The organism is Acidisoma cellulosilyticum, assembly GCF_020621385.1.
GTDB lineage: Bacteria > Pseudomonadota > Alphaproteobacteria > Acetobacterales > Acetobacteraceae > Acidisoma > Acidisoma cellulosilyticum.
On the sequence record NZ_JAESVA010000014.1, the window covers coordinates 1 to 18,027 of the forward strand.

Here is an 18,027-nt window from a genome sequence, read left to right on the forward strand (position 1 = left end):
CCGCGCCGCGGGCCGCCGCGTCCATGGCGTTGAGCACGACGAGGCGGGAATCCTCGACCCAGCAATCGGAATATTCGAAAGCATGGACGAAGTCGGGTTTCAGTGGTTGGCCGGTGACGTCGCGCTTCAGATTGACGCTGCGTGTGGCGGGCAGTTTCTTCCGGCCGCCGATGTAATCATAGAGAAAAAGCCCGAGGCGCAGCAGCCAGCGCGGCCGCAGCTTCTTGTGATAGGGCAGCACGAAGCGCAGCGGCCAGACGATATGCGGCGCGATGCCCCACAGCACCTCACGCTCCATCAGCGCTTCGCGGACCAGCCGGAATTCGTAATATTCCAGATAGCGCAACCCGCCATGGATCAGCTTGGTCGAGGCCGAGGACGTGCCGGAGGCGAGGTCGCTCTTCTCGCACAGAAACACCCGCCAGCCGCGCCCGACCGCGTCGCGCGCGATGCCGCAGCCATTGATGCCACCGCCGATCACGGCAAGGTCGTAGATCTCGGCGGCGGGCTCAGCGGGTGGGTGAATATCCATGGCTCTGACCTTATGCGTGGCATGGGCCACCGACGCTCATAAAACCGAACCATACGAAAATGCAAGCGAGCAAAACGCGCGTCTCGTGATGATCACAATCCGGCATGACGGTCTGATCGGCCCTGCGTCAGGACCCAGGCTGTCTCCGGCAAGGTCAGACCCTGATTGCGCAATCTTAGGGCGCAATGACCCTGCGCAAAGCATGTTGCCGCAAGGCATGGCGGACGGCATCGGCCTGGATTTGGAACAAGGCGAGGAAGAATGGCCGCATCGTCTCAAGCAATTTCGGCTGGCCGAGATAAGGGCCATTCGGGCCATTCTGGGCGATAAGGCCGAAATCCATGCCCGCCCGCATGATGCTGAGCGCATGGGCGCGCGATATCGCGAAATGACGCGCGAAGTCGGAAATCCGATAGGCTCGACCTTCCGCCAATCCTGTCAGCAGCAAAAAGAGAATGGTGAAGGCGGCATCGCGCTCGATGAAAGCCTCCAGAGCCGGGTCGTTGCCCGTGGCGCGCTGCCCGGATCGCCAATAAGACAGATAGCTCCGCGCAATATCGCCCAGAATCTGGTTTTGGCCGAGCAGCGGCAGGACCGCGGCCAGATCAGGATTGATCAGGACATTCGCCGCGATCGCACCGGCCAGCCGCTCCCGGTGAAGGGTGAGCATGGCCTCGGTCGGCGCCAGCCTGCGCATCCGTGAATCCTTGGAGGGCACGGCTTTCAAAAAGCCGCCGACCTGCAACAATGCGGCCAGAGCCGTCATCCGATTCGGGCTGCAGATGTTGCGATGCCGGGCTTCTTCGCGCAGTTGAGCGACCGTGAAGCCCGTCATGCCATTGCTGAAATGCAAATCGAGCATGATGAAGCTGGTGATCACACGCCCGCGGTCATTGGCGATGCGGTTGAGCACCCAATTGCCCCGATAGAATCCGACGAAGGACCTTGCCGCGACGACCATGGCCTCATCGAAGCGCGGATGACCAAGCACCTGAGTGTCTGGAGTGTCGGCGCTGCTCCATTCGTTCGCCAAGCCGTAGCGATCGGCGGAAAGGGCGGGATCTATATCAGGCGGCATCGATCAGGTGGTTCGTTCCATGATGAGGGACTCCGTCTAAAGTTTTAAATATTTGCTCATAACTTTTCAATCGAATGGTTAGGCTCCTGTCCGGCATAATGCCGCTGCAAACCTGCCTTAGTCTCCGTCTATCCTGTTTCAGGACCGGGAATGGCGAAACGGTCGACGGAGAAAAACCTCTTGCCCTTATCGGATCATCGATCGGAAAGCCGGCCCAGGGCTGATCCCACGCAATGGGTCGGTCGCCTCGTTTCCCGTCACGGCCATAGTCTTCTTTTTCTGGCCATCCTGGCCTTAGGCTGCGTCACGCGGCTCTATCACATCGGGTCCATGCCCTATTGGCTTGATGAGGTGACGACCGTCCGTCGTTCAAGCCTGTCATTCGGCGCGATGGTTCAGGATTCCTTGATGGCCCATCATCTGCCGTCCTATTTCTGGATCGCCTCGCTCTCGGGCCATTACGGATTGGGCGAGGGCGTGTTGCGTGTGCCTTCGGCGATCTTCGGCGGCGCTTCGGCGGCGGTCCTTTATCTGGTCGGGGCGCGGGCCGGCGGCTGGAAAGCAGGGCTCGTCGCCGGCCTATTGCTCGCGCTCTCGCCGCTTCAGGTGCAATACGGCCAGGAAGCACGATCCTATACCTTCGTCATGTTGATGATGGCGGTCGGGTTGTGGGGGCTGGTCGAAATCGCCCGCGCGCCGCGTGCCACGACGCTGCCCTTCGGCAGTCCCGGCGCGCGTCTTGCCCCTTGGGTCATCTATACGCTGGGGACGCTCGGTGCCTTGCAGGTGCTCAGCACGGCCTTCTTTTGGCTGATATCGGCCAATTGCGCGGCCTTTGCCATCGCCCTTGACCCCTCGATCGACAAGCGCCGCTTCTGGCAGCGCTGGCTATTGTCGCAGGCGATCATCCTCGGCCTGACCTTGCCTTGGTTTCTGGCCATGACGATCGTGACCCGCGGCCAGATGGGCAGCGGCACGGATTGGGTGCCGGCGATGACGCTGCACAGCTTCACCTCCACGCTGGGTTCGCTCTATTTCATGCGGATCTCCCGGCTCATCAGTTTTCACCTCTTCCCTGTCGTGGTGCCCGGCTTCGGTGCCTTGCTGCTGCTGTTCGGTGTTTTGGGCGTCGCCCATCTCCGGCGTCGCGGTGCCAGCCGGCTTTTGGGGAGCGTCGCGCCCACCATGCTGCGCACTCTGCTGATCGTCGCGATCGTGCCGCCGCTGCTGATCCTGCTGATTTCGATCGGCAAGCCGCTCTGGATGCCGCGCTATCTGCTGTGGAGCGCGGTGCCTTTCTTTGTCTTCGTGGGGCTGGGTGTAGCGATCCTACCCGGCCAGCGCCTGCAATTGGCTGCGGTTTCAGTGATCGCGCTGCTCGCCGCGATCAATCTGGCACCTTACTATCAGTCCGAGACCAAGCCGCGCTGGGACCTCGCCGCCCATGACCTCGTCAATATCCTCCAGCCCGGGGACATGGTGCTGGTTCCGGATCGCGGTCCGATCGCCATCATGGACTTCTTTCTGGCCCGCGACGGTCAGGCGATTCCCGATAGTCTTTGGACCCGCGATATCTTCAAGGCTGCGGCCTATGTGCATGACGGCGGCCGCGTCTGGGTGGTGGAGGGCAAGGTCGGTCAGGCCGATCACACGCCGGCCAAAAGCTTCAACGCCATAACCGCGCCGCTCGGCTCGCCGATCGCGGTCCTGCCGGAAGGCGATCTCATCACCTTCAAGCTCTATGACGATTTGCCGGATAAAAGCCTGATCGCGCAAGGAACCGGCACACCGGGGCTTTATCCTTAGAGCAGATCACAGTCAGATGGAATCATCTGCCTGTGTGAAGATGCTCGCAAAAACAATAACCTAGAGCGGTATCTGTGAGCGTAAGCGAGCAGGAAATGCTCTAGAACTTCAGATAGAAGCAGGTGGAGCGGGTAGCGGGAATCGAACCCGCGCATTCAGCTTGGGAAGCTGACGAGCTACCATTACACCATACCCGCTCAGGTGCCCGATGACCTGCTTCTAGCGGTCCTTGCGTGGTTTGAAAAGCTCCCCCAAGCCGGGCGCCGTTGACGTGGCTGCGAAGCCGGTCCTATGCATGAGGCGGGCAGGGTTTGCCCCCTCGTGATTTGTCCGGCCGGATTGCGGCGAGGCTAAAGAAGCGCGCTAAAGAGGCCAGTGGGGGCTTGTGCCCTTGCTGCATCCACGGCCGGGTTTCTCGAAGAGAGGCCCATCGCCATGACTAAACTGCCCAAAACCCTCCGCCCCGCCAGCCTTCTGGTGCATGGCGGGACCATGCGCAGCAATTTCGGGGAGACGACCGAGGCTCTCTTTCTGACCTCCGGCTTCGTCTATGACAGCGCGGAACAGGCCGAGCAGACCTTCCTCGGTGAGGTCGAGCATTTCCAGTATTCCCGCTTCGGCAACCCGACCGTGCAGATGCTCGAAAGCCGCCTCTGCCTGCTGGAAGGCGCTGAAGCCTGCCGCGCCACCGCGACCGGCATGGCGGCGGTCAATGCCGCGCTGCTCAGCCATTTGAAGACCGGCGACCGCGTCGTCGCCTCCCGCGCGCTGTTCGGCTCCTGCTACTGGATCGTCTCCACCCTGCTGCCGCGCTACGGCATTGAGACCGTGTTCGTCGACGGCGCCGATCTGGACGCCTGGGCGGAAGCGCTGGCGACGCCGACCCAGCTCGTGCTGCTGGAAACGCCGTCCAACCCCATGCTCGAAATCGTCGACATGAACGCGGTCTGCGATCTCGCCCATGCCTCGGGCGCCATCGTCGTGGTCGATAATGTCTTCGCGACGCCTTTGCTGCAGAAGCCGCTGGAATACGGCGCCGATGTCGTCGTCTATTCCTGCACCAAGCATATCGACGGTCAGGGCCGCGTGCTGGGCGGCGCCGTGCTCGGTTCCAAGAAATGGATCGAGGAGGTGCTGCAGCCTTTCACCCGCAATACCGGGCCGGCCATCTCGCCCTTCAACGCCTGGCTGCTGCTCAAGGGGTTGGAGACGCTGACGCTCCGCGTCGATGCCTCCTGTCGCGCGGCCGAGCAGGTCGCACGCTTCCTGGAAGCGCATCCGAAGGTTGTCCGTACCTGCTACCCGACGCTGGAAAGCCATCCGCAGCGCGCACTGGCGATGGCGCAGATGAGCGCGGGCGGCACGCTCGTCACCTTCGATCTCGGCACGAAGGAAGCGGCCTTCGCCATGCTGAACCGACTGGGCCTGATTTCGATCTCCAATAATCTCGGCGATTCGAAATCCCTCATCACCCATCCGGCGACGACGACGCATATGCGCGTCGATGCGGCCGACCGGGCGAAGCTTGGCATCACCGCCGGCGTCGTACGGCTGTCGATCGGTCTGGAAGACCCGGCCGATCTTATCGATGACCTGACCCAGGCGCTGGACGAGGTCGCGGCGTAATGGCCGCAGGCTTGATCATCCGGCCCGCGATCGCATCCGACGATGATGCGGTCTGGGCCATCATCGGGCCGATCATCGCGGCGGGGGAGACTTACGCGCTCCCCCGCGACTGGTCGCGGGAGCAGGCTCTGGCCTATTGGCTGATGCCGGATCACGCGGTCTTCGTCGCCGAAACCGATGGCGAGGTGCTCGGCACCTTCTACCTTCAGGCGAATAAGCAAGGCGGCGGCGATCATGTTGCCAATGCCGGCTTCGCGACGGCGGCCCGCGCAACGGGTCGCGGTATCGCGCGCAGCATGGGCCGTTTCGCGCTCACCCATGCCAAGGTGCTGGGTTTCCGCGCCATGCAATTCAACTTCGTCGTCAGCAGCAATGCCGCGGCCGTCCATCTTTGGACGAGCCTCGGCTTTGAAACGCTGTGCCGCCAGCCGGAGGCTTTCGCGCATCCGACACTGGGCTATGTCGATGCGCTGTTGATGTTCCAGCGGCTTTAAGCCGCCGGGACAGGCTCACGCGGCGGGCGTCGGCGCCGGCTTCAGCCAGCCATTGGCGACGGCATCGGCGAAGATGGTCTCGGCCGCGGCCCAAAGCGTGGGTGACCCGAGCGCGATACGCTGGGTGAGCGATTTTTCCATCTCGATGTTGAAGTCCGGCCGCACGCTCCAGGTGCCGCCGCCCACGACATGATTGAGCAAAATCGGCTGCAACCGGTCGCAGGCCTTGGCGAAACGCGCATCCGCGCTCTCCGCCGTCTCGAATTCATCCCACAGGGCGCGAAACGCCAGACCCTGGTCGGGCGGCAGCATGCCGAACAGAATATCGGCCGCCGCCTGTTCCCGCTCGGCCTGCCCGGTATCGGTCAAGGTCAGGTGCAGCGGCGTGTCGCCGGCTTCGATTTCGACCAGATCATGCAGGATCAGCATCTGCACGACGCGCCAGATATCCACCGGATCGACGGCGTATTCGGACAGGACCATGGCAAACAGCGTCAGATGCCAGGAATGCTCGGCCGTATTCTCCCGCCTTGACCCATCGGCGATCAGGTTCAGGCGGATGATGCCTTTCAAGCGATCCGCTTCCAGCAGGAAGCTGAGCTGATCGGCCAAACGGCCAGCAATTTGATCCAACCAGGCCGATGATTTCAATCAATCATTCCTTTACGCATCATACCGAAATGCATTGCTATGTCAGACGCGGACCCTGCTTGCTGTGTGATAGCGGCCTTGACGACGACTGGCCATGCTTTGCGACGACGAGCAGCCTCACGACCATTCGGAGCCGTCAATTATGTCTGATCGCGCTGGCCTGATTATCCCTGACGATCTTCAGGGGCTGGAACGCTACCACCGTGCCGTGCTTCCCGATCTCTTCGGCGAGGACCCGCCGGTTGAGCAGGTCGATCCCTCGATCCGCTTTTTCTTCCTCTGTTTCACCAATCGGTGCGGCTCGAATTTTCTGGCTGAGCTTGTGGCGGCCAACGGGCGGCTGAACCGTGCCGAGGAAGTCTATAACGCCGACACCGTCACGCCCCATGTCCAGGAGAGAGGGTTCAAATCGTTTGCAGGGTATATGAACTTCCTCTGCGGTCGGCTGCAGCGCAGCAAATGGTTCTGCTCGAAAATCAGTCTTGAGCAATTGCTCATGCTTACCGAGACGGGCGTGCTGGACCAAATCATCGATCGCAGCCAGTTTTTAGTGCTGGAGAGGCAGGATCGGCTGGCTCAGGCCATATCGCTGCTGGTCGCGGTGCAGAACCAGCAATGGACTTCGGCGCATCAGGCGCGGATGCCGGATGAGGCGCTGGTCTATAGCCGCGCGGTCATCGATGAGCAGATGGCCGAGATCGGGGCGCAGAATGCCGGGTTCCAACGTTTTTTTGAGGCCAACGGTCTCACGCCGAAGACCCTGACCTACGAGGCTGTGGTGCAATCGCCGCTAACCCAGCTTCAGGACATCGGTGCCTGGTTGCGTGTCGGCGGGTTGGAGGCGTCGGTAGCATCCCTGCCCATCCATCGCCAGGACAGTCCGATCAAACAGACCTGGCGCACCTATTACGAGGCGGGTTTGTAGCGCGGGCTTTCAGCCGTCGGCCTCGGGAAACTCCACGTCCCGATGCACATGCACGGACATCAGGATGCCGAAAGCGATCATCGCCGTGATCAGCACGGAGCCGCCGTAGGAGATCAGCGGCAGCGGCACGCCGCCCACCGGGATCGCGCCCATGACCATGGCGATATTGACGAAGACATATAAAAACAGATCGACGCTGATGCCGAGTGCGACCAGCCGCCCGAATTGATGGCGACAGCGCAGCGCGATCAGCATGCTGCCAAGAACGATCAGCAACAGCAGTCCCAGAACGCTCAGGCTGCCGACAAGACCGAACTGCTCGGCGATCAGATCGAAGATGAAGTCGGTCTGTTTCTCGGGCAGGAAATCCAGATTGCCCTGGCTGCCGTTCAGAAAGCCCCGACCCCACATGCCGCCGGACCCCAGCGCGATCTTGGATTGCAGGATATTATATCCGGTTCCCAAGGGATCACGCTCGGGATGCAGGAAGGTCAGGATGCGCTGACGCTGATAGTCATGCAGATGGTGGTAGCCGACAGGCACCGCGGCCGCGAGGCCCGCGATAACGATCGCGAATTTCCACCACCGCACGCCGGCGGCCAGCAGAACGGCGCCCCCGATCGCGCCGGTAATGACGGCGGTGCCGAGGTTCGGCTCCTTCAGGATAAGCCCGACCGGCAATAGGATCGCCAGAACCGGAACGATCAGGAAGGTGATGCGTCCCACCTTCTCGTAGCTGGCCTTCTGGAACCAGCTGCCGAGCGCCAGGGCCAGAAAGATCTTCATCAACTCGCTCGGCTGCAACTGGAAGCCGCCGATCGCGATCCAGCGCTGCGCACCCTTGCCGACATGGCCGAATTTGGCCACCACCAGCAGCAGGATGATGCCCAGCGCATAAAGCCACCAGGAATAGCGGGCGATAATGCGGATATCCGTCATCGCGATCGCCACCATGATCACGAGGCCGATGCAAAAGCGCACGAGCTGTTTTTGGGCGTAAGGCTCGGGCGATCCGCCGGCCGCCGAATAAAGGGCGACATAGCCCACGGCGGCCAGGCAAAGGATCAGCAAGACGAAGAACCAGTTCGTCTGCCAGACCTTGCCGGCGACACCGAGGGAGCCTTCCCGCCACAGGCGCCGTTCCATCATGGGCTTTGTCTCAAGAGTGGGGCCTCACGAGCTTTGTAGCGGCGATGCGGGTGGCGGGTTCAGCGGCTTGTCCCGGCCTGCCGGGTCCAAGGTCAAAGCATCCGTCATGATGTCCCGGGCCACGGGGCCGGCGGCATCGGCGCCGGCATTGCCGTGTTCGACGACGACCGCCACCGCATAGCGCGGCGCGTCATACGGCGCGAAACCGATGAACAGCGCATGCGGGCGCAGGGCCCAGGGCAGGTCCATCGAGTTGAAGCCGCGTTCGCGCTGGGCGCGGCTGACCCGGATTACCTGGGCGCTGCCCGTCTTTCCCGCCATCTGCACGCCGGGCAAGGCAAGCTTGGCGATCTTGCCGGTGCCGTCCGGGGCGTTGATGACCTCGAACATGCCTTGGCGGACGAGATTGAAGTAATGGCTGGGCATGCTCATTTCCGGCCAGTCTTCCGCCGCCGAACCTGTCTGCAGAACCCCGTCGCGATGCCTTGCCACATGCGGTTGCACGGCGCGGCCGGTCGCGACGCGCGAGCAGAGGGTCGCGAGCGACAGGGGGGTCGCCAGGATATAGCCCTGGCCGATACCGCTCACGACGGTATCGCCCAGCGGCCAGGCTTTATGCTGCCGGGCGCGCCATGCCTTGGTCGGCATGAATCCGGGCGAGACATTGGTGATATCCATGCCGGTATCGGCGCCGATACCGAAGCGCTTGGCGTAGGCGGCCAGGGTATCGATGCCGGTGCGCAAAGCGACCTGATAGAAAAAGACGTCGCAGCTGTTTTTAAGGGCCGTCGTCACGGTCTGCATGCCGTGGCCCCATTTCCGCCAGCAATAGAAGCGGGCATTGCCGAGATCGAAATGGCCGGGACAGTTGAGCATCTCTTCCGGGCCGATGGCGCCGGAACTCAATCCCGCCATGGCCACCGCCGGCTTGAAGGTCGAGCCCGGCGGATAGACGCCGGCAGCCGCTTTGTTGATCAGCGGCTTGCGCGGATCGCTCATCCAGCTTTGCCACTGGGTATTGCTGACCCCGCTATCGAACAGGGTGGGATCGAAACTCGGCTGGCTGACCATGGCCAGCACTTCGCCGTTGCGCGGGTCCATGACGACGGCGCTGGCGGAAAGCCCCGCGAGATGATTGGTGGTCGCCTGCTGCAAAGCCGTGTCGATACTCAGCCCGATATCGGTGCCCGGCGTGCCTTCCTGGCGGTCAAGCTCCCGGATCACGCGGCCGACGGCATTGACCTCAAGCTGCTGGGCGCCGGCGTGGCCGCGCAAGGCGATGTCGTTGAAGCCTTCGACACCGGTGCGGCCGACGCGCATGCCCGGCATCGCCAGGGTTGGATCGGATTTCAGATCGGCATCATGCGGGGGCGCCACATAGCCCACGACATGGGACAGCAGTTCGGACTCCGGATAGATGCGGGTCGAGCCGACATCGATGAGCACACCGGGCAGATTAGGGGCATTCACTTCGATCAGCGCCATCTGCTCCCAGGTCAGGAAGTCCTGCAGCATCACGGGCACATAGCGCTGGTGGGTATGCAATTCGCGGGTAATGCGGGTCCGCTCGCTGTCCGACAGCGGCACCAGTTTGGAAAAAGCGTCGAGGACCGAGGCGCTATCGTCGGTCTGTTCGACCATCAGCAAAGCGCGCCAATTCTGGCGATTATTGGCGAGCGCCGCACCGAAACGGTCGAAAATACGGCCGCGCGACGCCGGTAGCAGGCGGACGCTGACGGAATTGCCACGCGCCATGGCGGTGTATTTCTCACCGTCCACCACCTGCATCTTGTACAGTTTGGCGCCGAGTATTCCGAAAACGGCAATCTGGCCGCCGGCGACGAGCAGCGCCCGGCGGGTGAAGATCCCGCTCCGCATGATTTCCTTCTTCATGACCGCCTCATATCAGGACGCGGCGGGATATGGCGTGTCTCTTTCGTAAGGCGCATCAGACCCGCTCCGGCGCAGCGATGGAACGATGCGCCTGGGTGAAGCCCATGGCGAGCAGCGGGTACAGGCCGGCGGTCAGCAAAAACTGGGCGAGGGCGGCGATCGGCGGATAGATGACCCAGCTCATCAGACAGGCGAAACCCCATTGCAGAAGGGCCGCGACGGCCGCGACCGCGACGAAAACCAGCCAGACGAACAGAAATCCTTTCTGCGGCAGATAGCGGCGGCTGCGCACGACCAGAAGCTGGGTCAGCAACAGGATCAGAACATTGGTCCCGAGCGGCATCTCGCCGAGCAGATCGGCCAGCAGTCCCAGCAGAAATGTCAAAGGCGGCGGCAGCGATGTCGGGCGGAACAGCGACCAGAAAAACACCGCCGCCAGCGTGAAGGCCGGCATCAGCTGCGCTTGTCCGGGCAGGCCGAAGGGGGCGGCCAGAAGGATCATGCCGGCAATGGTGATGGCCGCCGGAAATCCATGCCGGGCGGCGCGATCCAGGCGCTGGCCCCAGCTCCGCCGCGGCCGGATACCTGGCGTCTTATCCACGACTTAGTGCGCCTTTACGGAAACGCTCTTGGCGGCGGCCGGAGGTTGCTGCTGCTGCATGAGTTTGCGGCCCGGCGGCGCATCGGGGGCTTCGACCAGGGTATCGCCGTAGTCGAACAGACGCACGATCGAGAGATGGTCGAGATCGGCCACCGGATAGATCTGCGGCACGTGATCCGCGTTGTAATGCACGATGCCCAGCGGCAGGCCGGCCGGAAAAGCGCCGACGGCAGCACTGGTCATCACGCGTTCACCGTCGACCGGTGCCGATCCCTCGGGCCAGTAGCGCAGCACCGGCAAGGCACCGTTGGTGCCTTCCATGATGGCATGGGCGCCGCTGCTTTCCATGGTCACGGGCACGCGGCTGTTGATGTCGGTAATCAGCAGCACGCGGGCGCTGCGGTCGCCGACTTCGGTGACGCGCCCGACGACGCCGCGGTCGTCCATCGCAATCTCCCCGACCACGACCTTATGCGGCGGGGTCACCGCCAACAGGACGGAGCGCGCATAGACACCCCCCGTATCGGCGACCACGGGTGCGGTCGTGAAGGCGGGGGCCGCCGGTGGCATCCAATTGAGCTCTGATTTGAATTCCTGGTTCTGCGCTTCCAAAGCGAGCGCGGCCGCCTGCCAGCGGCGCAGCTTCTCGTTCTCGACGCGCAACCGGGCGTTTTCGGCGCGGATATCCCAAATGGTGACGATATCGGCGGTGGTGCTGCGCACCTCGGCCAGAGGGGCTGCCATGACCGCATAGATCGGAGACAGCAGGTCAGCGAGCGCGACCCTTACCTCCACCGCCAGCACGGCATCCGCCTTGCCGATCAGCATCAGGCCGAAGGCCGCCGCGATCAGAACCGGTAGAGACAGTTTCTCCAGCGCCTGGCGGACAGGAATAGACAGCCTTATCACCGCGTCTGGATCTCCGAGCCTGATGACTTGTGCAAGACCGCGCCTATACGCGCCGTGCGGCCGAGAATCGACTCAAACCTGCGAGACAGGACGGCGGATGTGTCCCGCCTTGCGATCGGGGCTCGCCGCCGAGCGGCCCAAGCCCCGATATCGTCAATACATAGAGGTCAGAACGTTCTGCAGGCGCTTCATCTCTTCGAGAGCGCGGCCGGTGCCCAGCGCCACGCATTGCAGCGGCTCTTCCGCGACCACAACCGGCAGGCCGGTCTCTTCCCGCAACACCTGGTCCAGGCGGTGCAGCAGCGCGCCGCCACCGGTCAGCACGATCCCCTTGTCGACGATATCGGCCGCCAATTCGGGCGGCGTATTCTCAAGCGCGACCTTCACGGCTTCGACGATGGCGCTGACCGGCTCGGCCAGGCTTTCGGCGACCTGGCGCTGGCTGACCATCACTTCGCGCGGCACGCCGTGCATCAGGTCGCGGCCCTTCACTTCGCGCCAGGGACCGTCGATGCCGGGTGCGTCCGTCATGGCGGCGCCGACATCCATCTTGATGCGCTCGGCCGTGCTCTCGCCGATCAGCAGGTTATGATGGCGGCGGATATAGCTGATGATCGCCTCATCCATCTTGTCGCCGCCGGTGCGCACGCTGCGAGCATAGACGATGCCGCCGAGCGAGATGACGGCCACTTCCGTCGTGCCGCCGCCGATATCGACGACCATGCTGCCGGACGGTTCGGTGACGGGCAGCCCGGCGCCGATGGCCGCGGCCATCGGCTCTTCGATCAGCAGAACCTTGCGGGCGCCGGCACTTTCGGCGCTTTCCTGAATGGCGCGGCGCTCGACGGCGGTGGAACCGGAGGGCACGCAGACGATGATCAGCGGGCTCGCGAAGCCGCGGCGATGATGCACCTTGCGGATGAAGTGCTTGATCATCTCTTCGGCGACTTCGAAATCGGCGATCACCCCGTCCCGCATCGGGCGGATGGCAGAGATGTTACCCGGGGTGCGGCCCAGCATGCTCTTGGCTTCCTCGCCGACCGCCAGAACCTGCTTCTTGCCGCGCACATCGGCGATGGCGACCACCGAGGGCTCGTTCAGCACGATGCCGCGGCCTTTGACATAAACCAGGGTATTGGCCGTGCCGAGGTCGATCGCCATGTCGGCCGACATCATTCCGAGGATGCGAGAAAACATAAAGAGAGAACCTTCCACGCGGCAACAACGCCGGGGGGCTTACCTGCGTGCCCAGGCCTTCACAAGGGGTAGAAAAGCATCCCTTGCCCCTGCGGTGGATTTTCGGGTGCAGTAAGGCTGGTGTGAGAGGAGGCGCATCGGCTAGTTACCCGCCCCCTGGCACCCCTTCGCCGGCCCCGCGACCAAGTTCGGATCAAGATGACGGTATCTGACGACTCCCTCCGCCTGGCGGAAGCTCTGATTTTCGCTGCGGCGACGCCGATCGGCCCCCAGGCCCTGAGGGCGCTTCTGCCTGAGGACGAGGCCGTGACGGATGTCCTGGCCGCGCTGAAGGCGCGCTATGCCGGGCGCGGGGTGGAACTGGTCGAGGTCGCGGGCGGTCTGCAATTCCGCACCGCGCCTGATCTGGCACCGCGTCTCACGCGGGTCATCGAAGTGCCGCGCCGCCTGCCGCGTGTCGCGATGGAGACGCTCGCCATCATCGCCTATCGTCAGCCGGTGACGCGCGGCGAGATCGAGGAGGTGCGCGGCACCGCGCTGTCCCAGAACACGCTCGATGCTTTGCTGGAAGCCGAGCTCATCGCCCCGCGCGGGCGCAAGGACAGCCCCGGCCGCCCGACGCTTTGGGGAACGACTCCGGTTTTCCTGACGAAATTCGGCCTGAAGGCATTGTCTGACCTGCCGCGCCGCGAAGACCTCATCAATGATTCCGCGATCTTCGGTGGCTCACCCACCTTGCCCTCCGCCGGCATCCCGGCGGCTGAGGAGGAGGCTGAGACGGAGCAAGCTGAGCCGGAGGCGCCTGCGGCCGAGGCGATGGAGGCGGATGAAGATGAGAATCCCGAGGCGATCTTGCCCGCAACCGAGGGGGACTTGCCGCCGCAAGGCTGAGGCGGAGTTTCCCATTAGGAAACTTCCTGCTAGCAGTCGCGCGGGGGGCATTCGCTAGCCATGTTCGATTTTCTGTCCTGGGCCCATATCGCCGTCATCGCCGCTGCCGCGCTGATTTTCATTGGCCCGAAAGACATGCCGGTCGCGATCCGCTCGATCACGGGCATGATCAAGAAGGCCCGTAAGATGGCGGGCGAATTCCAAGGCCAGATGGATGATCTGGTGAAGGAAGCGAACCTGCATGAGGTTCGCGACAGCATCGCGGAACTGCGCGGCGGGCTGGATGTCCGCAAGCAGATCGGCAAGATGATCGACCCCGATCGCACCATACGCTCGGCTTTCGAAGACCCGATGACCTCTGCCACGACGGGTAGCGTCATGACCGGCCTGGACCGCACCGGGGTCGAGGCGGTCGCGGTCGGCGAATTCCCCGAATATCAGATCGAACGGCCCGAGGATCTGGAGCCGGCAGTGGCTGAAGCCGGGCCGATGCGGCCGTCCTTCGTTCCGCCGACGATCGGTCTTACGGGCCAGCGGCCGGCCTTTATCCCGCCTGGCATCCGCCGTTAGCGGCAATCAACCTGTAGAGATTGAGGCAGCCTGACGTGGCGCTTGAAAACGATGTGATCGACGACAAGCCGATGCCGCTGCTGGAGCATCTGGCGGAACTCCGCCGCCGCCTGCTGTGGTCGGCGGCCGGCCTGCTGATCGCTTTCCTGGTCTGCTACCACTTCTCCTTCCAGATCTACTCCTTCATCGCCCATCCGCTGGTGCAGGTCATGAAAAGCCGGGGGGAAGAGCCCACGCTCATCTATACCCAGCTCTACGAAGCCTTTTTTACCTATATCAAGGTCTCGCTTTACGCGGCCGTGTTCGTGGCCTTTCCCCTGATCTCTACCCAGGTCTGGCTGTTCATCGCGCCCGGTCTTTATCGCAGCGAGAAGCGCGCCCTGTTGCCCTTCATCGTCGCGACCCCGGTGCTGTTCCTGGCGGGCGCCGCGCTGGCCTATTACGTCATCTTTCCGACCGCCTTCCGCTTCTTCCTGAGCTTCCAGACGCCCACCGCCCATCCGGCCTCCGACGGCATGCAGATCCAGCTGATGGCCCGCGTTTCGGATTATCTCGGACTTGTCATGAAGCTGGTCTTTGCCTTCGGCGTCGCTTTCGAGCTGCCGGTGGCGCTGACGCTGATGGGCAAGGTCGGCATCCTTCGCTCCAAAACGCTCAAGAAGTTCCGGCGCTACGCCTATGTCGGCTGTTTCGTCATTGCCGCCGTGCTGACGCCGCCGGACGTGCTGACGCAGACCGGTCTCGCGGTGCCGCTGATCGTCCTCTACGAAATCTCCATCCTCTGCGTCCGCCTGGTCGAGCCCAAGCTCGACGAGGAATAAGCGCGGGATCTCCCGCGCACCGACCTGCAAGACTGAGAGCCTGAGCCATGCATGACATTCGCGCCATTCGCGCCGAACCCGAGGCCTTTGACGCTGCCATGGCGCGCCGGGGCCTGCCGCCCATCGCTCAGGAGTTGCTGGCCTATAACGATAGGCGTCGGGATGCAGAACAGCGTTATCAGGAGATACAAACTCGCCGAAAGCTTGTCGGCCAGAAAGTCGGCAGTCTCAAGCAGGCAAAGTCGTCTGACGACAGAGAAATTCTCGATCTACAAGCTGAAGCTCTTTCCTTACGCGAGATGTCGAATTCGGTCGAACGTGACGCTCTCGGTGCTAGCTACGAATTGAACTCTCGACTCGAGACCCTGCCCAATATCCTGGACGCGGACGTGCCGGATGGTCGGGATGAGAGCGCCAATGTCACGCTGAAAACCTGGGGACAGGCGCCGGAATTCGATTTCACGCCCCGCCAGCATTTCGAACTCGGCGAGGCGCTGGGTCTGATGGATTTCGCGGGCGCCGCCAAGATCGCTGGCGCGCGCTTTACCGTGCTACGCGGCAAGCTGGCGCGGTTGGAGCGGGCGCTCGGCCAGTTCATGATCGATCTGCATACGAACGAGCACGGCTATGAGGAGATGGCCGTGCCCTCGCTCGTCAATGACGCGGCGGTCTACGGCACCTCGCAACTGCCCAAATTCTCCGAGGATCTGTTTCGCACCACGGACGGCCGCTGGCTGATCCCGACCGCGGAAGTGCCGCTGACCAATATGGCGGCGGCGGAGATCACGCCGCAGGCGAGTCTGCCCTGGCGCATGACCGCGCTGACCGATTGCTTCCGCAGCGAGGCGGGGTCGGCTGGTCGCGATACGCGCGGCATGCTGCGCCAGCACCAGTTCCGCAAGGTCGAGATGGTCTCCATCACCCATCCCGAGCAGAGCGACGCCGAGCATGAGCGCATGACCCGCTGTGCCGAGACGGTGCTGGAGCGTCTGGGCCTGTCCTACCGCCGCCTGCTGCTTTGCACCGGCGATACCGGTTTCGGTTCGGCCCGCACCTTCGATCTGGAAGTCTGGCTGCCGGGCCAGCAGGCCTGGCGGGAGATCAGCTCCTGCTCGAATATGCGGGACTTCCAGGCGCGTCGCATGAATGCCCGGTTCCGTGCCGCGGACGGCAAGACGCTGGGCTTCGCCCATACGCTGAACGGGTCGGGTCTGGCCGTCGGCCGCGCGCTGATCGCGGTGATGGAAACCTACCAGCAGGCGGATGGCACGATCCGCGTGCCGGAGGCGCTGCGCCCCTATCTGGGTGGTCTGGAAACCATTTCGGCCTAAAACCTGTCGGACCCTAGAGTCTGTCAGGTTTTAATAGATAATTTGTCATCCGCGCATTTGTTGCGCGGGCTACGCGCCCCGGACCTACCCGCCGCGGCGCCCAGCCGGCCGATTGCTTGCTGCGTCGGGTAGATGCGCGGGTCGGGGTGCGGCCGGCCAGGCCCGCGCACGACAGATTTTTTGGCGTTTCCAACTAAACCTGACGGACTCTAAGCCGCTGTCGCCAGCCCGGGCACCGATTTCAGCGCCTTGATGACATGCGTGCCGGTGATTAGCTTTGTGCATTCGAACTGCCGGTCCGTGCCTTTGTGGCGCGGACAAAACAGGTAGTCCTGGTGATCGAAGCGAAGGCGCACATCGTTCCAGCAGCTGTTGCAGGCATGCCAGTTGATGATGCGATAAGGCGTGTCGAACTCATTATTCGGATGGGTGAAGCCGCTGATCATCACGACAGGGCAGCCGGCCGCCCAGGCCAGCCAGGCCAGGCCGGAGGACAGGCCGATAAAGGCCGTGGCATGGCGCAGCCAACGGGCGCGCTCGGTCAGCGGGCGATCGCCGGTCTCATCCTCGGCGCCATGCGGAATATGATTCCACATGATCCCGGAACCCGCGACGGCCTTCTGATCGATGCAGATGACGCGATAGCCTTGGCTCTTCAGGAAGGTGATGACCTCCCGCCAGCCATGCGGATTGTTCCACTGCTTGCATTGGGTGGACGCCTGGACGGCGATGCAGACATAGGGCTCGGGGATCGGGCGGCTTTCGTCCGGCAGTGTGATGCGCGGCGCTTCCTCGGTCGGATCGACGCCCAGAATATAGCCGGCGGTGCGGTGCAGACCGACATGACGGAAATCGGTCGGCTGCCATTCAAAGGCTGCGTCGTCGAAGAAGAGGCCGAGGCAATAGGTCGCATAGGCCTGTTCGGAAAGCTTCTGCTCGACCACCTCCTCATGCGTCACGAAGCGCAGGTCGGGATAGGCGTCCTTGAACAGCGGGATGATCAGCTTCGACATCGCACAGGTGACGCGCGCGCCGGTGACGGCGGCGAAACGGGCGGCATAGGGAAACCAGCCCATGGTGTCGCCCAGCGTGCCGATCGGAAAATGGATGATCACGTCCCGTCCGCGTGCATCGTAAACGTGCGACAGGACGGAGGTTGTCTTGCCATCCTTGTCGATGTCCCAGACATCGATGCCGAAGCGGACGAAGAAACGCTTGGAGGAGCGGACGGACGCGCCCTGATTGTCGCTCTGGAACAGGATATTGTCGGTATCGAGATCCCGCAGGCGAACGCGCCAGCTGCCCTCGGTACGCGGCGGCAGAACCACGCGGGCACCATGGTTGATATCGAAATGGATACCGTGGGGCCCGATCTGGGTCGGCACATCGGCCGGGGGCGGAAAACTCGCTTTCGGGGACTCCGCCTTGGCGGCAGCGGCGCTCTGCGGTTGTTCCTCCGAAAGCGGCTTTTCAACCGGTTCTTCGGTCCTGTGGAGATCCCCGTCCATCGCGGTACCCTGAGCTTGATATCGACAGTCTTGGTATAGGGGTTG

The 18,027-nt window shown here is 63.1% G+C and carries 17 protein-coding genes, 1 tRNA gene and 1 riboswitch; of the genes, 8 read left to right on the forward strand and 10 right to left on the reverse strand.

All coding sequences use genetic code 11. The features are described 5' to 3' along the window. Together ACELLULO517_RS24875 and ACELLULO517_RS24880 are read right to left on the reverse strand one after the other, a co-directional pair. A partial coding sequence (locus ACELLULO517_RS24875; RefSeq protein WP_227310151.1) for an FAD-dependent oxidoreductase occupies positions 1 to 532 on the reverse strand: 532 nt, incomplete at its 3' end. A gap of 175 nt (positions 533 to 707) precedes the next feature. Next, complete coding sequence (locus tag ACELLULO517_RS24880; protein WP_227310152.1) at positions 708 to 1,610, reverse strand: hypothetical protein; 903 nt, start codon at positions 1,608 to 1,610, stop codon at positions 708 to 710. Between the two features lie 180 nt (positions 1,611 to 1,790). Between ACELLULO517_RS24880 and ACELLULO517_RS24885 the strand changes: the two genes are divergently transcribed. Continuing rightward, entirely contained in the window at positions 1,791 to 3,416 is a 1,626-nt protein-coding gene (locus ACELLULO517_RS24885) for a glycosyltransferase family 39 protein (RefSeq protein ID WP_227310153.1), read from the forward strand. 123 nt (positions 3,417 to 3,539) lie between these two features. On the opposite strand, the gene ACELLULO517_RS24890 is transcribed toward ACELLULO517_RS24885, so the two are convergent. Next, positions 3,540 to 3,613: transfer RNA gene (locus tag ACELLULO517_RS24890), tRNA-Gly, on the reverse strand. Positions 3,614 to 3,724: 111 nt separating this feature from the next. Beyond that, positions 3,725 to 3,804: riboswitch (SAM riboswitch) on the forward strand. A 47-nt stretch (positions 3,805 to 3,851) separates the two neighbouring features. Here ACELLULO517_RS24890 and metZ point away from each other — a divergent pair. Next, on the forward strand, positions 3,852 to 5,042 hold the full coding sequence (gene metZ, locus ACELLULO517_RS24895) for an O-succinylhomoserine sulfhydrylase (protein WP_227310154.1): 1,191 nt from the start codon (positions 3,852 to 3,854) through the stop codon (positions 5,040 to 5,042). Beyond that, positions 5,042 to 5,536 (forward strand): GNAT family N-acetyltransferase, encoded by a 495-nt coding sequence (locus tag ACELLULO517_RS24900; protein WP_227310155.1) that lies wholly within the window; start codon positions 5,042 to 5,044, stop codon positions 5,534 to 5,536. Before metZ ends, ACELLULO517_RS24900 begins: the two co-directional genes overlap by 1 nt. A 15-nt stretch (positions 5,537 to 5,551) precedes the next feature. On the opposite strand, the gene ACELLULO517_RS24905 is transcribed toward ACELLULO517_RS24900, so the two are convergent. Further along, entirely contained in the window at positions 5,552 to 6,187 is a 636-nt protein-coding gene (locus tag ACELLULO517_RS24905; protein WP_227310156.1) for an HD domain-containing protein, read from the reverse strand. A 142-nt stretch (positions 6,188 to 6,329) separates the two neighbouring features. Between ACELLULO517_RS24905 and ACELLULO517_RS24910 the strand changes: the two genes are divergently transcribed. After that, positions 6,330 to 7,112 carry a Stf0 family sulfotransferase gene (locus ACELLULO517_RS24910; protein ID WP_227310157.1) on the forward strand — a complete coding sequence of 261 codons (783 nt, stop codon included), beginning with the start codon at positions 6,330 to 6,332 and terminating at the stop codon, positions 7,110 to 7,112. A 9-nt stretch (positions 7,113 to 7,121) separates the two neighbouring features. Here the strand turns inward: ACELLULO517_RS24910 and rodA are convergent, their stop codons facing one another. From rodA to ACELLULO517_RS24935, 5 genes are all read right to left on the reverse strand, one after another. Next, a complete protein-coding gene (gene rodA / locus ACELLULO517_RS24915; protein ID WP_227310158.1) occupies positions 7,122 to 8,261 on the reverse strand; it encodes a rod shape-determining protein RodA in 1,140 nt (379 codons plus the stop codon). A 24-nt stretch (positions 8,262 to 8,285) separates the two neighbouring features. Further along, on the reverse strand, positions 8,286 to 10,154 hold the full coding sequence (mrdA, locus tag ACELLULO517_RS24920) for a penicillin-binding protein 2 (RefSeq protein WP_227310159.1): 1,869 nt from the start codon (positions 10,152 to 10,154) through the stop codon (positions 8,286 to 8,288). Between the two features lie 55 nt (positions 10,155 to 10,209). Further along, positions 10,210 to 10,755 (reverse strand): rod shape-determining protein MreD, encoded by a 546-nt coding sequence (gene mreD, locus ACELLULO517_RS24925; RefSeq protein WP_227310160.1) that lies wholly within the window; start codon positions 10,753 to 10,755, stop codon positions 10,210 to 10,212. A 3-nt stretch (positions 10,756 to 10,758) separates the two neighbouring features. After that, positions 10,759 to 11,664, reverse strand: a complete 906-nt coding sequence (gene mreC, locus ACELLULO517_RS24930) for a rod shape-determining protein MreC (protein ID WP_227310161.1) — start codon at positions 11,662 to 11,664, stop codon at positions 10,759 to 10,761. Positions 11,665 to 11,817: 153 nt separating this feature from the next. Then, the gene (locus ACELLULO517_RS24935; protein ID WP_227310162.1) at positions 11,818 to 12,861 is read right to left on the reverse strand and encodes a rod shape-determining protein; all 1,044 of its coding nucleotides are present in this window, start codon (positions 12,859 to 12,861) and stop codon (positions 11,818 to 11,820) included. Positions 12,862 to 13,059: 198 nt separating this feature from the next. Here ACELLULO517_RS24935 and scpB point away from each other — a divergent pair, with 198 nt between their 5' ends. The 4 genes from scpB to serS all read left to right on the forward strand — a co-directional run bounded on the left by scpB (position 13,060) and on the right by serS (position 16,474). Then, positions 13,060 to 13,752: an SMC-Scp complex subunit ScpB gene (gene scpB, locus ACELLULO517_RS24940; protein WP_227310163.1), complete on the forward strand. Its 693-nt coding sequence runs from the start codon at positions 13,060 to 13,062 to the stop codon at positions 13,750 to 13,752. A 60-nt stretch (positions 13,753 to 13,812) separates the two neighbouring features. Further along, positions 13,813 to 14,322 (forward strand): Sec-independent protein translocase family protein, encoded by a 510-nt coding sequence (locus tag ACELLULO517_RS24945; RefSeq protein ID WP_227310164.1) that lies wholly within the window; start codon positions 13,813 to 13,815, stop codon positions 14,320 to 14,322. A 71-nt stretch (positions 14,323 to 14,393) separates the two neighbouring features. Then, the gene (tatC, locus tag ACELLULO517_RS24950) at positions 14,394 to 15,143 is read left to right on the forward strand and encodes a twin-arginine translocase subunit TatC (protein WP_227310275.1); all 750 of its coding nucleotides are present in this window, start codon (positions 14,394 to 14,396) and stop codon (positions 15,141 to 15,143) included. Positions 15,144 to 15,190: 47 nt separating this feature from the next. After that, complete coding sequence (serS, locus tag ACELLULO517_RS24955) at positions 15,191 to 16,474, forward strand: serine--tRNA ligase (protein ID WP_227310165.1); 1,284 nt, start codon at positions 15,191 to 15,193, stop codon at positions 16,472 to 16,474. A gap of 209 nt (positions 16,475 to 16,683) precedes the next feature. Here serS and ACELLULO517_RS24960 read toward each other — a convergent pair whose 3' ends face one another. Beyond that, positions 16,684 to 17,982, reverse strand: coding sequence for an autotransporter strand-loop-strand O-heptosyltransferase (locus ACELLULO517_RS24960; RefSeq protein WP_227310166.1), 1,299 nt, complete (start codon positions 17,980 to 17,982; stop codon positions 16,684 to 16,686). Positions 17,983 to 18,027: the final 45 nt, after the last annotated feature.

Excerpts from the sequence above, each read along its gene's own strand:
- mrdA (WP_227310159.1), bottom strand. The coding sequence starts at position 10,154 with ATGAAGAAGGAAATCATGCGGAGCGGGATCTTCACCCGCCGGGCGCTG.
- ACELLULO517_RS24900 (WP_227310155.1), top strand. The coding sequence starts at position 5,042 with ATGGCCGCAGGCTTGATCATCCGGCCCGCGATCGCATCCGACGATGAT.
- tatC (WP_227310275.1), top strand. The coding sequence starts at position 14,394 with ATGCCGCTGCTGGAGCATCTGGCGGAACTCCGCCGCCGCCTGCTGTGG.
- ACELLULO517_RS24935 (WP_227310162.1), bottom strand. The coding sequence starts at position 12,861 with ATGTTTTCTCGCATCCTCGGAATGATGTCGGCCGACATGGCGATCGAC.
- metZ (WP_227310154.1), top strand. The coding sequence starts at position 3,852 with ATGACTAAACTGCCCAAAACCCTCCGCCCCGCCAGCCTTCTGGTGCAT.
- serS (WP_227310165.1), top strand. The coding sequence starts at position 15,191 with ATGCATGACATTCGCGCCATTCGCGCCGAACCCGAGGCCTTTGACGCT.
- ACELLULO517_RS24945 (WP_227310164.1), top strand. The coding sequence starts at position 13,813 with ATGTTCGATTTTCTGTCCTGGGCCCATATCGCCGTCATCGCCGCTGCC.
- rodA (WP_227310158.1), bottom strand. The coding sequence starts at position 8,261 with ATGATGGAACGGCGCCTGTGGCGGGAAGGCTCCCTCGGTGTCGCCGGC.
- ACELLULO517_RS24880 (WP_227310152.1), bottom strand. The coding sequence starts at position 1,610 with ATGCCGCCTGATATAGATCCCGCCCTTTCCGCCGATCGCTACGGCTTG.
- scpB (WP_227310163.1), top strand. The coding sequence starts at position 13,060 with ATGACGGTATCTGACGACTCCCTCCGCCTGGCGGAAGCTCTGATTTTC.
- ACELLULO517_RS24910 (WP_227310157.1), top strand. The coding sequence starts at position 6,330 with ATGTCTGATCGCGCTGGCCTGATTATCCCTGACGATCTTCAGGGGCTG.
- ACELLULO517_RS24960 (WP_227310166.1), bottom strand. The coding sequence starts at position 17,982 with ATGGACGGGGATCTCCACAGGACCGAAGAACCGGTTGAAAAGCCGCTT.